Below are 14,833 nucleotides of genomic sequence, written 5' to 3' on the forward strand. Positions count from 1 at the left end.
AAGCAGCACTGTGATCAGTGCTGCTTTGTCGTTCTCTCAAAAATCTGCTCTAAATATTTGATCTTTTCGTCCGTGTAGTGCTCAAATCGGTCATTGTATGATTTCGGGTCTTTCGGATTGGCAAAGTGTGTGATTTTCCCTGTATCCAGATCAATAAATTTACTTGCCGCACCGCAGCCGATGCCGATAATCGTCTGCACTTCTTCCATAATCATAATGTTGTAGATGCTTTCCTGGCCCGGAATCGAATACCCGACGTTTTCCAGATTTCCAAGAATATTTTTCTGGCGGTATAAATAATAAGGCACGTATCCATGCTCTTTCGTCCAAGCTACCGCATCATCCATCATTTGAGAAACCTCTTCTCTCCCGGCAACTTTGTATTTATGTTTATTTCTTGTCATTTCTGACGCCCGCTTAAAGGAAAGGGTGTGAACAGTCAGCGATTCCGGCATCAGTTTCCCGGTTTCTGAAAGGCTGTGTCTGAACTCCTTCACGCCTTCGCCAGGCAATCCGATAATTAAATCCATATTGATATTATTCATGCCGTGCCGGCGTGACAGATGATATTTTTCAATGGTCTCTTCCACCGTATGATGACGGCCGATCGCCTTGAGTGTTTCGTTTTCATAGGATTGCGGGTTAATGCTGATCCGGTCAATATCATATTTGTTCAACACGGCAAGTTTTTCTTCAGTAATCGTGTCGGGGCGTCCGGCTTCCACAGTAATTTCCCGTATGTTCTTCACATCTGGGAAGGAGCGGACCATTTCTTCATACAGAAGATCCATCTCTTCCGCTGTAATGCTGGTAGGCGTCCCGCCGCCAAAATAAATGGTTGTGACCTTGACGTCATGCTCCTTCAGCCATTCGCCGATTTTCTGCATTTCGTAATGCAGCCCCCACAAAAATGAGCCGACTCTGCCTGCTTGTCCTTGGATGGCGTATGCAGGGAAGGTGCAATACGCACATTTGGTCGGGCAGAAAGGAATACCGATATAAATACTGACTTCTTCTTTTACTTGATACAAATCAGGCACCGCCGCCAGCTGCCGGTCGACAATTTGCTGCATCAATTCGATTTTCTCATCATGAATTAAATAGTCTTTTTTCAATTCTGCATGCGCCTGTTCCTTCGGCATCCCGCTTTGCAGCTTTTTATGAAGCAGCTTCGTCGGGCGGATTCCTGTGAGGATTCCCCACTTTTGCGTCATGCCCGTATGCGCTTGAAGAAGATTTAAGTAAACATAAGAAATTGTGTTTTTCACTTGTTTGAAAGCTTCTTTTTCATTCATATCAGGAGAAAAAGATTTCGTATGGTGTTCCTTAATTCCGGTTCCTTTCACTTCTCCTGAAACCGTCACATGCTCATCCGTTTGCGTGCACGCTAAAGAGATGACAAGATCCGCCGGCTCCTCTCCGCCGTAGACAAGATCGCATTCCTCATAAAACAAATTTGCGATATTCTGCAGTGGCCGATGAAGGCGGTCATCGTGTATGCCTTCTATTTTCATTTGCAACTTCATCACCTAATTTATCAGATTCAAAACTTTCTTAAGTGTACAGAAATAAGTAGCTAAAATCAATCCGGCAAAAAAGCCGCCGCACCTGTCTGGGCGCGAGCGGCTTTTTTATACGCGTTTCATGTGGAACTTATCGAGGAACCCTTTTCGCTGCTGCATACGGAAATATTCCTTCATCATATATGCGACGCCTTGCTCGTCATTTGACCTCGTGACCCAATCGGCCTTTCTCTTAATTTCCGGTGCAGCGTTCCCCATTGCTACCCCAAGGCCGGCAAGCTCAATCATCGGAAGATCGTCTTGCTGATGGCCGATAGCGACTACATCCTCCATCGCCAGTCCCAGTTCCGAAGCGACAAGTGCAAGGCCCGCTTCCTTCGAAACTCCCTTTGGAACAATGTTCATTTTCTCATCGTTTACGCGAATCACGTCAACCGCCGGGAAGGCTTTTGTGATCGTTTCTGTAATGTCTTGCTGAATATCGTGTTCTGTATACACTTCGATGACGGGCGCACTAACCGGTTCATCCATCAGAAGATCGCTTAACGATTCAACAAACTGAACCGGGTAAAAGATGGGATCTGACGGGTGGATCAGCGCTTTCCCAAGCAAATTTGAATTGACCTTTTTCTTGTTTCCAATCGAATATTTCTCGTGAAGAAGCCTGATGTTGCATTGATAGCTCTCAAGCACTTGAACGATATTAAAAGTATGGTCGTCAGAAATTCTTTTTTCAAAAAAAGGCGCGTCTATTTTCTCAGCGATATAGGCGCCGCTGTGGGTGATCAGCTTTGCATCAAGCTTCAGCGATTTTGCTATTTTCTGAGCTGAGCGAAAATGGCGGTTGGTGACAAGTGTGACGTAAATCCCTTTTTTCTTAACATATTCAATCGCATCTTTCGTCGCCTGATGAATTTTCCCGTTCGATCGAAGCAGCGCTCCATCTATGTTTAAGGCAAGCAATTGTTTTGACACAGAGATGTCCCCCTCCTTGATGACTGTACTTGTGTATAGGATATGACCCTGTCTCTGTGTTTAGAACAACCTTTTCTGTACAGCAAAAAAAGCCTGACTCAGCAGGCTTTATTTATGCAAACATGATAGGATACGATCGAAGCAGCCATTCTCCCTAATATCGTTATTTCGATTTACGAAAAATCATGTATTAGGAACCCCTTATTTGACCAATGATGCGCTCCGAACACTTACTCTCTGTTGCTTATCCCCTCTATATAACGGCATGATATGCGACCGTATCCATTTGAAATAGGTAAGTGTAGGCGCTTTCAATGTTATTATCGCAGTTTTCTCTGCAGAAGACAAGGGTTTTTTTAACTAAAAAAAGTAACCAATATCTGTGTAACTAAGGTAGCGTAGAATGTTAATTATTGGATATCATTACTTGAACAAGAACATATATTCGCATATAATAGAAACAATAAACTGAAAAGCGGTGGTCCGATGACTGGTTTAAAAGAAATTTATAATCAAGAACTGATCTCTCAATTAATAGATACTGTAAAAGAAACCTATCCAGCGTTCAACAAAGACAGATTCGAGGAACTCTTAATGCAGGAAGAATGGCCTGCGCTCGCTTTAAAAGAACGCATGCGCCGCATTACCGTTGCTTTATACGAAACACTGCCGAAACATTACGGTGAAGCGCTTGCAGTATTATGGGATGCAGCTCCTCATTTTAAGGGACTCAGCGGAATCATTTTTCCTGACTATGTGGAACAGTACGGATTAGAGCATTGGGATGATTCAATGAAGGCGTTAGAATACTTTACGCATTATTCTACTTCAGAATTTGCTGTGAGGCCTTTTTTGCTTTTAGATCAGGAAAAAATGATTGCGCAATTGCTGATATGGTCTAAGCATGAAAATGAGCACGTGAGAAGACTTGCGAGTGAAGGAAGCAGGCCCCGCCTTCCATGGGGAAAATCGATACCCGCTTTAAAATTGGACCCCTCACCCGTGCTGCCGATCCTTGAGCAGCTGATGCAGGACGAGTCTTTGTATGTGAGAAAAAGTGTGGCCAACAACCTTAATGATATATCAAAAACACATCCTCACTTGCTGAAAAAAGTCGCTGAACAATGGTATGGAACACATCCTCATACAGACTGGATCATCAAACACGCTTACCGGACCTTGTTAAAAAAGGGCGATAAACAGGCTTTATCACTTTTTGGCTATCATGATGCTGATTCGATTCAACTGCAGGATTTAACGTGCGAGTCCAGCCGTATTTCTATTGGTGAAACCCTCAAGTTTACTTTTCACATTCATTCAAACAGGGATCAAAAAGTAAGAATTGAGTACGCCATTGATTACGTAAAAGCCAGAGGCCAGCGTCATCGAAAGGTATTTAAAATAACAGAAACGAATATAGGAAAAAACGAAACAAAATCATATACCAAAACGCAATCATTTAAGGATTTATCTACAAGAAAACATTACAAAGGAATTCACACATTATCAGTGATCATTAATGGAGAGGTCAAAAAGTCGCTGGATTTTCAAATTTGCTGAACGAATAAAAAAATCCCTTCTTATCCAGAAGGGATTTTGATAGATTAGCCTTCGACACTGCCGTAAAGCTCTTCTAAAGGCTTCATAATGATTTTGTTTAATTCGCCGATCAGCATACTCATACGCTGCTCCGCTTCCATCAGCTGAGAGATTTTTTCGTGCTGCTGCACAAGCGCAACAGTTTTTTGAGCCTGCTGCACTTCGTCTTCTGTAATTTCTTCTCCAGCCATTTGTTTTTGCTGGAGTCTCAGCTGCACATCACGGAAGTTTTCGAACATCCGTTTCGCAGACTCGTCTGCGTTTACTTCATCATACAGGTTTTTTAAACGGGTAAACTCTTCGCTCCCGCGCAATGCATTTTCCAGATCATACGCTACATCATAAAAATTAACAGCCATTGTACATAGCTCCTTTCATCATTGCCAATTGACATACCCCTCCACTATAACAGACTATGGAGCTCCTTTCATTAATCGAAACCCGTTTCTTCTTAAAAAAGGATGACAAACAAAGCTTGAATCGCACCTATGATTCCGCCGAGAAGGCCGCCCAAATAGGTTATCATTTTAAATTCTTTTTTCGAAATCGACAGCACCATTTCTTCAAGACGCTGTACCGGGAACTGATCCACCTGCTCCTTTACAATTTCCTCAAGGCGCATTCGTTTTAATACACGTTCGAGATTGGTTGAAATCCCCTCAAGCAATTTGTCTAAAAGCGCCGGCAGGACACGATGGCTCAGATCATCTTTATAACGGGCAGTAAGCGAGCCAATCGTATTTCCAAAAAATGGAGCAGTTGAAAATGCTTGCAGCACTCTTCGCTTCAGGCTAAAGATTAATACTTTTGCGTTCCATTTTTCGTCCGCTTCATTAAATGTATACTCCTTCAGCTTGCCCCATTCGTTTTTCAGAAGATCAGAAAGCAGCTTATTCGTTTCCTCATTCCGCAAAAACTTCAGAAGCTCCGGCAGCACGCGATCAGCAAGGCTTGAATTACCGAGAAACATTTGCACCATACTTCCAAGCATACCGCGTTCTTTTAAGAAGTCATCAATCATATTGCCGAGACGGATTTTTCCTTCTTCACTTTCAAAATAACGAATGCTTCGCGATAAAATATAGCCTGAAATCATCGGTATCTTCTCTTCAAGCTTTTCCTGCACTTCCAATGGCAGTGCTTCTTTTAACGTTTGATGCTCATATCGGCGGAATAGTTCATTCAATTTATCATCCGTCCAGCGGCTGATCCAGGCATCTGCCGCTTCACCCGGATGCTTTACTCCGATTTTTTCAAGCGCTGCTTTTACTGTCATTTCAGATAACGACAGGTTCTGAATCATCTGTTCTCCGACTTGCAGCGCCTGCTTTTTGGCTGAATCTGAGACAAGCCGCTTTTTAATACCCTCAGGTGTTAATAAGTGGTTTACCACCATCAGCCCCATTTGTTTCGCAAGCTCATCACGTCTTCTTGGAATCAATCCCGGAGTAAAAGGGACTCGTTTTCCAAACAAATAATATGCCTTATACGGCCTAAATAGCATTTGAATTGCTAAATGATTGGTCACCGCGCCGATAACTGCGCCGATCACGATCATAAATATAAATGTTCCTGCAATACCCATTCCTGCTCATCTGCCTCCATCTGTGCTTTTACTTTTTCATAAATAGAATGACCTATTTGTATTATAGAGGTTGGTGTGATCACTTAGCAAACAAGGAGACAAAACACAGTGCCATAAAATCAGCTTGTTTAACAGGAATAGGGCAAGATGCTGAATCGTAATCTGTAAAGTAGACTACCGACAGCTGTGTTCCTGATGTTTTTTGAAGCGTTAAGCTGCTGACACCCGCCGGCAGCTTTTTAATAAAAGGGGGAGTCTCACCATGATAACACTCGGTTTTATGTCCTTAACCCGCCAGCATGAGCAGGATTTTTCCGCAGAATTGGCCGTAAGAGCGCCCGAATTCGGCATACGTTTGATCCGCTTTACACCGTTTGACATTTTGCCCGACACCCTGCGTGTCAAAGCGCTCGTTTATCACCCAGCGAGCAGCAATTGGAACGAAACAGAACTTGCGATTCCCGATTATATTTATGACCGCTGTTTTTATGGGAAGGATTCACAATCCCAAAAAGCAAAGCCGATCGTTGAATGGCTCAAAAAATATCCGAAAACCGAATTTATCGGGCGGGGTCTTCCTGATAAATGGACGGTGCTTCAAGATTTGCAGGAGCATTCTGTGATCAATCCTTACATTCCAGAAACCATGAAGGTGAGCCGATTTGAACAAATCCATTCGTATTTATTGAAAGAAAAAGCCTGTATTTTAAAGCCGGCGTTCGGTGCTGGCGGCAGAGGCGTGATACTTCTGGAGTTTGGCAAAAAAAACATAACCGCCACCTACCATATCGGAAAGGATAAACAGACAAAATCCTTTTCTAACCAAGCTTCTTTTAAAACCTGGTGCAAAAAAGTGCTGCAGCACCAATATTTGATACAGCCTTATTTAAATATCCAAGATAAGGAGCAATACCCGTGTGATATCCGGCTGTTTATGCAAAAAAATGAGGACGGTGAATGGCATACCGTTGGAAAGGCAGTGAGACGCGGATACAAAAATGGGCTGCTGGCCAATTTATCAGGCGGATCGGATACGCTTACATTTGATACATGGTTTGAAAATATTCCGAAAAAACAGCAGGTAGTTCTACTGGATGACGTATTCTCGATTACCCAATCGGTTCCTTATTATCTGGATGAGCGATACGGGCCGTTATTTGAACTTGGTCTGGATATATGCCTTGCGAAGGACGGGAGAATCTGGATCCTGGATATCAATTCTAAACCAGGCAGAAAATCAATACTTCATGTTTCCCCTGAGAAAAAAGAACATCTATTTACTTGTCCTCTTAAGCGGTGCAAATATCTATTTTCGCTGCAAAACCAGAAAGGAGTCCTTCCGCGTGAATCGTAAACGGTTTTTGATCGGCATAGACAAAAACAGTGAAAATACTATGTTTCTGCCCTCCGCAATGAAGCAAGACGGCCTTTTGTCTGCCTCATTTGGAACGAAGGTTGTCAGATGCCATGTTACTTTCAGACGAAATCTCGAACAGACAGTGCTCCTCTCTGAAAATTTGTTTCACGAACTGTTGATACCGCACCGCAGCCGGGCTGATATTCTCATTCATGATCATTCGGTGCACATTGGTCCGTTAATCGGCATCTTCACCGCGGGGTTTACCGCCTCACTTGAGCGCCCTTTTAAGGATCGATCTCTCTTTTTTTCTAAACTGCTCACTTTACATGAACAAACAGGAAGCTATTGCTTCGTGTTTGGCGCGCACCAAATCAATTGGCAGGAAGGAACGATTGAAGCGCTTCTATACAGGGAAAACGGCTGGGAGAAACACATTGTCCCGCTGCCGAACGTCGTGTATGACCGTTTGCCAAACAGAAAAATCGAGAATTCAATTGTCTTGCAGAATACCAAAAACCGGCTGATCAATGAATATCAAATTCCATGGTTCAACAAAACATTTTTCAACAAATGGGATGTTCATCAATTGCTGGAAAAAGACCCAAGAACGGCTCCTTTTTTACCAAAATCAATCCTTCATCCCACTGTTGAGCAGATTGAAGAGCTGAGTGATTCATTCGGCAAGGTTTATATAAAACCGGCGGACGGAGCACTCGGCACCGGGATTTATCAGCTCGCCAAAACGGAATCCGGTTTGACTGTGAAACATACGAATGATGCTAAATCTTTTTCTTCAATCGACTATCCCGATGCTTCCGCATTTTTGGATGAATTTCAAAAACAGCATGATCCCGCTGTCTTTCTCGTTCAGCAAGGGGTACATTTAATTGAATTTGAGGGAAAACCAGCCGATTTCCGCGTTCATACAAATAAAAACGGGAAAGGGAAATGGACTGTGACTGCCATCGCAGTAAAAATTTCAGGAGAAAACAGCATTACAACACACCTATCCAATGGCGGGGAAGTGAAAACACTGGCCGAAGTATACGATGATCCGACGGAACGAATACATGTCATTAAAAAGCTTTCTGCGGCGGCGCTGACCGCCAGCCAAGTGCTTCATGACCATATCGATGGGTTCGTTGGCGAGATTGGTTTTGATTTTGGCATTGATCAAAACGGTAAGGTATGGATGTTTGAAGCGAATTCACGTCCGGGACGCAGTATTTTTTCTCATCCGAATCTGCAGTCTGTCGATTCTTTGACAAAACGAAGAAGCTTTGAATATGCGTCATATCTTTCGAAGATGGCGATTACCTCCCATGAATCGCTGTGGCCATCCTAATCTGCCCGCTTTATGTAAAAGCGGGCTTGAAGTTTATTCATCGCTGGGACAAGTTACATCATAAAGTCCCTTCAATGATGTTTTGCAACAATGATACAATGAATATAATTCGTCCGTATCCATGTCAATTGATATCAACTTCAAGGAGCGTGGCCCCTGATGATTTCTCATTTCAGCTGGAAACCTTTATTTCAAAAAGAAAAACTGCCCGGATGGACCATTTCGTTTTACTATAAAGGCACGCATTATGAAGGCATCTATCATAAAAACGGCGAGATTGAATGGGGAGGTTTGTATCCCGCCCATGCTGATGAGCCTGCACTCAAAAACGAGGTACATGAATTGATGCTTTTTCATATTTACGATTAGCTTAGCCTGAACGGCTAAGCTTTTTTTATGTTTCTCAAGATTTACCACTAAAATGCCCGCATGAGTTTCAGTCAAATCTAACATAATACGTAGTAACAAGCCGGCAAAGCATTGGGTTACGCCGAGACGGCAGTGACACCCGAGTCGGGTCCACAGACTGGTGCAACTCCAGTTAACCCAACCATATCAAATAAAAAAGGAGATTTTACACATGGCTAACCAAAACTCTTCAAATCAATTGCTAGTACCTGGCGCAGCTCAGGCTATCGACCAAATGAAACTTGAGATCGCTTCTGAATTCGGCGTTAACCTTGGAGCGGATACGACTTCCCGCGCTAACGGTTCTGTCGGAGGAGAAATCACAAAACGTTTAGTATCTTTCGCTCAGCAGAACATGGGCGGCCGCGTACAATAACAATTCAATAAATGGCTGACAGAAGGCGCGGTTTCCGCGCCTTCTTTATATTTGTCACCCTTTTTTCCTACTCCACATATCCTAGAAAAAAAGGGAGGGAACCAGGGTGCCATTCATCGCGATTGTGAATTGGGAGCTGGTGCAGTTCGTAAGTATATCCATGATTAACGAATATGTTTCCCATCGTTCTGCATTCTTGTACAGGTATTCTTTCCCACGCTGTTCAAACTGAGTACATCCTTTTATAATGGGGGCGAGGAGGGTTTTTCATGAAAATTGCTTTATTTGGGGCAAGCGGCCGGGTCGGACAAGCCTTTTTAAAATTGGCAGGGACCGATGAACAACTTGATATTTACGCCTTGCTCAGGTCACCAAATAATAAACTTGGCCTGCCGAAAGAACGGATCGTTATCGGGAATGCTCGCTGCCGGGAACATGTGAAAGAAATCATGAAAGATGCTCAAATCGTCATCAGCTGTCTCGGTACAGATGGTGATGATACGTTGTCAGCTGCCATGACACATATTCTTGCCATTATGCAGGAACAGCATATCCAACGGGTCATAACGATTGGCACCGCGGGCATTCTTAATTCACGGATTGAACCAGGAAAATATCGATTTGAAACAAATGAATCAAAACGAAAACTGACCCGTGCTGCCAAGGAGCATGCAAAGGTATATGAAATGCTCAAAGCTTCGTCCTTAGACTGGACCATTATCTGCCCCACATATCTTCCCGACGGAGAAGCAGCAGGTGAATACCGTGCAGAACGCAACGTCTTGCCGGTAGAAGGCAAAATGATCACTGTCGGCGACACAGCGGCTTTTCTGTATCACGAGCTTCTTACAGGAAACTATATCGGCTGCCGGGCAGGACTGGCTTATTAATGCGTACAAAAACCCAAAACATTGGATGTCTTGGGTTTTTGAAAGCTATGCAATGGAATGCTTCTGCCCTTTTTGCAGCTTATACATTTGATAATATTGCCCTTTTAATTTCATTAGTTCCTCATGATTCCCTTTCTCAACAATTTCTCCTTTTTCAAGCACTAAAATTTGATCCGCGTTTCTGATGGTTGAAAGCCGGTGGGCAATGACAAATGTCGTGCGCCCTTGTTTCACTACATCCAGCGCCTTCTGGATCAGAGCCTCTGTCTCAGTATCAATATGCGCTGTTGCTTCATCCAAAATCAAAATGGCGGGATCGTACGCCAGAGCTCTTGCAAAGGAAATAAGCTGCCGCTCTCCCGATGATAGCGTGCTGCCTTTTTCAATGACAGGTTCGCTGATGCCTTTCGGAAGCTTTTCAAGAAGCGACTCAGCCCCGACTTGCCGCAGTGCTTCTATGATGTCTTCTTCTGAAATTCTTTCATCCTCCAGACTAACGTTCGAACCGATTGTTCCTGAAAATAAATAAGGGTCCTGAAGCACAATTCCCATATGGGATCTAAGTTCCTGCCTTGACATGCTGTAAATGCTTCTCCCATCGATGAGCACATCCCCTTTTTGCGCATCATAAAAGCGGAAGAGGATATTCAAAATCGAGCTCTTGCCTGATCCGGTATGGCCGACAAGCGCTACAGTTTCGCTTTGTTGTGCTGTAAAGGAGATTTGTTTCAAAACATTTTCTCCTTCTTGGTAAGCAAATGATACGTCTCGAAATTCAACCCGCCCCAGCGCGCGCTCCTTCGCCGGTTCACCCGCTTCTTCCGTTTCCTTTTCTTCAAGCAGTTCAAAAACACGCCCGGCGGACACCCGCGCCAGTTCCAGTTTAGAAAACTGATTGACGATACCTGTAATCGGCTGGAATAAGCGGTTTAAGTAATCCACAAACGCGTACAGCACACCGATAGAAACAATTCCTGCCGCGTTTAGGCTTGCGCCGCCAAAATGCCAGATCAGACAAACAAACGCAAGGTTGCGGATCACATTCACAAGGTTGTGTGACATTAAAGAGTTTAAATTCAGCATCCTGTTCTGATAGTAATAATGAGATTCATTTAATTCTTCAAACTCTCTCATTGTTTCTTTTTGATGGCGAAAAGCTTGAATGATCGGCATCCCTTGAATGGACTCATTCATTTTTGCATTAATGTCACTATTGATCGAACGGATTTGATGATTATAATAGGAAGCGTATTTCCGGTAGATAATCGACCACAGCCAGATGATCGGCACAATCGCCAAGCATAAAAACGCGAGCTTTACATCCAGCAGGAACAACGCCGTAAATATCCCGATCATATATATGCCGCTTGTCACAAACGTCGATAGCACTGTCACATATAAATCTCTGATTGCCTCGGTATCATTTGTAATTCTTGCGACTACTTTGCCCGCGGGAAGATTATCAAAATAACGGATCGGCAGTTTCTGAATGCGGGAAAACACATCCTGTCTCATCTTTTGAATAATGCGGTTGGCACTCATCTGCAATAAATAATGCTGACCATATTGGAAAAATACCGAGAAGACAAGCAAACCGGCATACAGAAAAATGAGAAACGTCATCCCCTTCATTTCCGGCTTATAGAACTGAAAAATCTCCTGCTTTGTCAGCTGTTCAGCAGGATACGTCTGGCTTTCGTTTCCGTTAGTGATCGTCAGCTTTCCGTCAGAAACCGTTCTGTTCCCGTCAAAGCTGACAGCCTGATCAACGAAGTAAAACGCCATTCCCACTTGATAAATATGCACTTCTTTCTCTTTAGCAGCCGATCCCTGCATCCGGTCCTCCCTGACGTAGGATGTGCCGTTAAATTCAACTGCATTTTTATCTTTTTCTGAGACCTCATACCATGTTTTTTCAATGCCGAGAATGTGGTCGTCAATCATTTTTTTGCCGATAAACGGTCCGGTCAGCTCTGCCCCGACTGCAATCGCAAGCAACAGGACGGCAGTGATGAGCAATTTTTTATATAGGAGTGCGTATCTCCATAAGGTTTTTCCTGTCTTCATGCCCCTGCTCCCCCTTCTTCCGCAGTGAACAGCTGCTGCCTTTCGTATTGTTCCCGATACCATCCGTTATTGGCCATCAGCTCTTGATGTGTGCCTCTCTCAGAAATCACGCCGCCGTCCATCACAAGGATGAGATCGGCATGCTCCACAGCGGATAAACGGTGCGTCAGAATAAATGTCGTTTTCTCTTGGCGGTTTTTCCTGATGTTGCTGATAATGGCCGCCTCTGTTTTCGCATCTACAGCGGAAAGAGAATCATCCAGGATTAAAATCTCCGGATTCGCCATCAGCGCCCTCGCGATTGAAATTCTTTGTTTTTGCCCTCCAGAGAGTGCGACACCTTTTTCACCCACCATTGTCTCCAGACCGGCCGGAAGCATTTGCAAGTCTTTTTCAAAATGAGCTTCTGAAACAGCCTTCTTTACCTCAGCATCACTTGCGTCAAGCTTTCCGTACAAGATGTTTTCTTTTACAGACCGGGAAAACAGTAAATGATCCTGCGGCACATATCCAATCCACCCGCGGAGCCGATCAAGAGGAATCTGCTCAATCGGCACACCTGAACATGTAATGCTCCCTTCACCGGCTGGATACTGGCGCAAAAGCTGCTTAATGATCGTCGTTTTCCCGCTCCCAGTTTTACCGGCAATCCCGACAGTCTGCCCTTTTCGCACGGTAAAAGAAATATCCTGAATATTTACATTTGTTGAGCTTGGATATGTAAAGCTGACATGGCTGAAAACGATGTCTCCAGGCTCTTTTAGATCAGACGGCCGCTTGGGATCTGTCACGTCCGGTTCATAAGAAAGGGTTTCATTTACCCGATCTAAGGACGCGTTGCCGCGCTGCATCACATTAATTAATTCACCGATCGCAAACATCGGCCAAATCATCATGCCCAAATAGACATTAAAGGAAACAAGCTCACCCAGCGTCAGCTCATTGCGGAAAACAAGAAACGCTCCATACCCCAGCCCAATTAGATAGCTGGCGCCGACAAGCAGCTTAACAGTCGGCTCAAACAGAGAATCGATAAAGGCTACCTTCATATTCTTCCGGTACACGTCGGCCGTCATTTCATTAAAACGGCGTTCATCATTCGTTTCCTGCACATAAGCGCGAATCACTCTCACACCCGAGACCGATTCGAGCACCCTGTCATTCAGCGCTCCGAATGAATGTTGTGCCTCTGTAAACCTTTCATGAATTTTACTACCGTATATGCTGATCGCAACAGCCATAATGGGAAGCGGTAGTATGGCTGCAAGCGTCAGCTTCCAGCTGATCAAAAATCCCATCGTCAAAAAAATCGTCATCATAAACATCGTGGAGTCGACTAATGTCAAAATGCCAAACCCCGTCGTTAAACTGACAGCCTGGAGATCATTTGTCCCCCGCGCCATTAAATCTCCTGTTCTGTATTTTTCATAAAACGGAGGCGCCATTTTCAGCAAATGACCCATCAGCTTAGAGCGGAGAATTTTCTCCATCACATTCGCTCCTCCGAACAGCTGGTGCATCCAAAAATAAGACATGATATACACCACCGCCGTCAAACCTAAAAATACGCTGACATAAAACAGCAGCCCGCCTGAGGTAAACTCCCCCGATTTCATATCGTCGATAGCGTTCCCCAACAGTTTAGGCGGAAACATCTCAAGTACATTTACACATAATAAAAGCACAATCGCAATCGTATAGCGCAGCCAGTAGGCTTTAAAAAACCAGCCCAGCTTTTTCAATACTGAAAACATCTATCCCCATCTCCTTTATCTCGTCAGCCGCCTTCTATTTTTTCCTTGCAGCTCTTTTCGTTCAGTTTGTCATAACCAATCCTTGCCTCTGTATTTGTCTTCACATCCGATACACCTGTCTTTCTTAATATTTTGTATATAAAAAAGGCATGAAGCGTCAGCTCCATGCCTTTTGTTATCGATTATGATGTACAGAGCGCTTTTCGGCGCGCGGATTAACCCAAATCAAAAAAACAGAATAAGGGTTTGCCGCGCCAATATGAAACTGTTCTGTAAGACATATCATTCCTTGGCATAGCAAACCCTCCATTCATTCTGATTTTTCACTCTTTTTTCATAATATAAACAAAACCTTTTTTTGTCAATCATTACTACCGAGAAAAAGATTAAATAGATTTTATTTCGGGTATTGTATTGTACGACGTTTTTGAAAGGGTGAGAATGATGTTTCATGCTGACCGTATTATTGTTGCGTTTGACGGAAGTGAAAACAGTAAGAAAGCGCTTCAGACAGCCATTGATCTTGCGAAAACGGTAAATGCAGCCATTACAGTCGCCCATTCACATGATATGAAAGACAACCAGACCATCATCGACCCGCCGAGGCCCGCAGCAGGGGCAAGCTATATTGGCGGAGGCATGACAAGTGTTCCTGATCCGCTGATATCAGATGTTGCGCCACCGGAGCCAATGATTTATGAAGACCGTACGGAAGAAGTCATCGCCGAAGCCAGAATGATGCTGAATGATCAGCTGACAGAGGGAGATATCGATATATTAGAAGGTGACCCGGCTGAATCAATTATCGAGCATGCCAACCGGGTTTCAGCCGATCTGATTGTAACCGGAAGCAGAGACCAAAACAGACTGAAGAAGCTTTTGTTTGGAAGTGTAAGTGAAAAGCTTTCGGCGAAATCAGACATACCGGTTCTGATCGTAAAGTGAGCACGC

At 43.9% G+C, this 14,833-nt stretch carries 14 protein-coding genes; 8 read left to right on the forward strand and 6 right to left on the reverse strand.

What is annotated here, in order from left to right:
- Nucleotides 1-14: 14 nt before the first annotated feature.
- Nucleotides 15-1,520, reverse strand: coding sequence for a coproporphyrinogen III oxidase (locus NST16_RS12790; protein WP_168747319.1), 1,506 nt, complete (start codon nucleotides 1,518-1,520; stop codon nucleotides 15-17).
- Nucleotides 1,521-1,631: 111 nt separating this feature from the next.
- Complete coding sequence (locus NST16_RS12795) at nucleotides 1,632-2,498, reverse strand: Cof-type HAD-IIB family hydrolase (protein WP_010333578.1); 867 nt, start codon at nucleotides 2,496-2,498, stop codon at nucleotides 1,632-1,634.
- A 486-nt stretch (nucleotides 2,499-2,984) separates the two neighbouring features.
- Here NST16_RS12795 and NST16_RS12800 point away from each other — a divergent pair, with 486 nt between their 5' ends.
- On the forward strand, nucleotides 2,985-4,058 hold the full coding sequence (locus tag NST16_RS12800) for a DNA alkylation repair protein (RefSeq protein ID WP_268470923.1): 1,074 nt from the start codon (nucleotides 2,985-2,987) through the stop codon (nucleotides 4,056-4,058).
- Between the two features lie 44 nt (nucleotides 4,059-4,102).
- Here the strand turns inward: NST16_RS12800 and NST16_RS12805 are convergent, their stop codons facing one another.
- A complete protein-coding gene (locus tag NST16_RS12805) occupies nucleotides 4,103-4,456 on the reverse strand; it encodes a YlbF family regulator (RefSeq protein ID WP_010333576.1) in 354 nt (117 codons plus the stop codon).
- A 92-nt stretch (nucleotides 4,457-4,548) separates the two neighbouring features.
- On the reverse strand, nucleotides 4,549-5,682 hold the full coding sequence (locus NST16_RS12810; protein WP_340887104.1) for a DUF445 domain-containing protein: 1,134 nt from the start codon (nucleotides 5,680-5,682) through the stop codon (nucleotides 4,549-4,551).
- A 262-nt stretch (nucleotides 5,683-5,944) separates the two neighbouring features.
- Between NST16_RS12810 and NST16_RS12815 the strand changes: the two genes are divergently transcribed.
- The 6 genes from NST16_RS12815 to NST16_RS12840 all read left to right on the forward strand — a co-directional run bounded on the left by NST16_RS12815 (nucleotide 5,945) and on the right by NST16_RS12840 (nucleotide 10,061).
- Nucleotides 5,945-7,036 carry a YheC/YheD family endospore coat-associated protein gene (locus tag NST16_RS12815; protein WP_268446644.1) on the forward strand — a complete coding sequence of 364 codons (1,092 nt, stop codon included), beginning with the start codon at nucleotides 5,945-5,947 and terminating at the stop codon, nucleotides 7,034-7,036.
- Nucleotides 7,026-8,387, forward strand: a complete 1,362-nt coding sequence (locus tag NST16_RS12820; RefSeq protein ID WP_340887107.1) for a YheC/YheD family endospore coat-associated protein — start codon at nucleotides 7,026-7,028, stop codon at nucleotides 8,385-8,387. The genes NST16_RS12815 and NST16_RS12820 overlap by 11 nt, the downstream gene beginning before the upstream one ends.
- A 159-nt stretch (nucleotides 8,388-8,546) precedes the next feature.
- Nucleotides 8,547-8,756, forward strand: coding sequence for a YheE family protein (locus NST16_RS12825; protein WP_268446638.1), 210 nt, complete (start codon nucleotides 8,547-8,549; stop codon nucleotides 8,754-8,756).
- A 211-nt stretch (nucleotides 8,757-8,967) separates the two neighbouring features.
- Nucleotides 8,968-9,171 carry a beta type acid-soluble spore protein SspB gene (gene sspB, locus NST16_RS12830; protein ID WP_010333571.1) on the forward strand — a complete coding sequence of 68 codons (204 nt, stop codon included), beginning with the start codon at nucleotides 8,968-8,970 and terminating at the stop codon, nucleotides 9,169-9,171.
- A gap of 106 nt (nucleotides 9,172-9,277) precedes the next feature.
- Complete coding sequence (locus NST16_RS12835; RefSeq protein WP_081720765.1) at nucleotides 9,278-9,403, forward strand: hypothetical protein; 126 nt, start codon at nucleotides 9,278-9,280, stop codon at nucleotides 9,401-9,403.
- Between the two features lie 37 nt (nucleotides 9,404-9,440).
- Nucleotides 9,441-10,061: an NAD(P)-dependent oxidoreductase gene (locus NST16_RS12840; protein ID WP_340887111.1), complete on the forward strand. Its 621-nt coding sequence runs from the start codon at nucleotides 9,441-9,443 to the stop codon at nucleotides 10,059-10,061.
- 45 nt (nucleotides 10,062-10,106) lie between these two features.
- On the opposite strand, the gene NST16_RS12845 is transcribed toward NST16_RS12840, so the two are convergent.
- Both NST16_RS12845 and NST16_RS12850 read right to left on the reverse strand, forming a co-directional pair.
- A complete protein-coding gene (locus NST16_RS12845; protein WP_340887113.1) occupies nucleotides 10,107-12,128 on the reverse strand; it encodes an ABC transporter ATP-binding protein in 2,022 nt (673 codons plus the stop codon).
- Nucleotides 12,125-13,882, reverse strand: a complete 1,758-nt coding sequence (locus tag NST16_RS12850) for an ABC transporter ATP-binding protein (RefSeq protein WP_268504789.1) — start codon at nucleotides 13,880-13,882, stop codon at nucleotides 12,125-12,127. The genes NST16_RS12845 and NST16_RS12850 overlap by 4 nt, the downstream gene beginning before the upstream one ends.
- A gap of 444 nt (nucleotides 13,883-14,326) precedes the next feature.
- Between NST16_RS12850 and NST16_RS12855 the strand changes: the two genes are divergently transcribed.
- Nucleotides 14,327-14,827, forward strand: a complete 501-nt coding sequence (locus NST16_RS12855) for a universal stress protein (RefSeq protein ID WP_010333566.1) — start codon at nucleotides 14,327-14,329, stop codon at nucleotides 14,825-14,827.
- Nucleotides 14,828-14,833 lie beyond the last annotated feature (6 nt).

This window comes from Bacillus sp. FSL K6-1005, assembly GCF_038000225.1.
GTDB classification, from domain to species: domain Bacteria; phylum Bacillota; class Bacilli; order Bacillales; family Bacillaceae; genus Bacillus; species Bacillus mojavensis.

Excerpts from the sequence above, each read along its gene's own strand:
- NST16_RS12800 (WP_268470923.1), top strand. The coding sequence starts at position 2,985 with ATGACTGGTTTAAAAGAAATTTATAATCAAGAACTGATCTCTCAATTA.
- NST16_RS12805 (WP_010333576.1), bottom strand. The coding sequence starts at position 4,456 with ATGGCTGTTAATTTTTATGATGTAGCGTATGATCTGGAAAATGCATTG.
- NST16_RS12845 (WP_340887113.1), bottom strand. The coding sequence starts at position 12,128 with ATGAAGACAGGAAAAACCTTATGGAGATACGCACTCCTATATAAAAAA.
- NST16_RS12825 (WP_268446638.1), top strand. The coding sequence starts at position 8,547 with ATGATTTCTCATTTCAGCTGGAAACCTTTATTTCAAAAAGAAAAACTG.
- NST16_RS12815 (WP_268446644.1), top strand. The coding sequence starts at position 5,945 with ATGATAACACTCGGTTTTATGTCCTTAACCCGCCAGCATGAGCAGGAT.
- NST16_RS12840 (WP_340887111.1), top strand. The coding sequence starts at position 9,441 with ATGAAAATTGCTTTATTTGGGGCAAGCGGCCGGGTCGGACAAGCCTTT.
- NST16_RS12810 (WP_340887104.1), bottom strand. The coding sequence starts at position 5,682 with ATGGGTATTGCAGGAACATTTATATTTATGATCGTGATCGGCGCAGTT.
- NST16_RS12850 (WP_268504789.1), bottom strand. The coding sequence starts at position 13,882 with ATGTTTTCAGTATTGAAAAAGCTGGGCTGGTTTTTTAAAGCCTACTGG.
- sspB (WP_010333571.1), top strand. The coding sequence starts at position 8,968 with ATGGCTAACCAAAACTCTTCAAATCAATTGCTAGTACCTGGCGCAGCT.
- NST16_RS12855 (WP_010333566.1), top strand. The coding sequence starts at position 14,327 with ATGTTTCATGCTGACCGTATTATTGTTGCGTTTGACGGAAGTGAAAAC.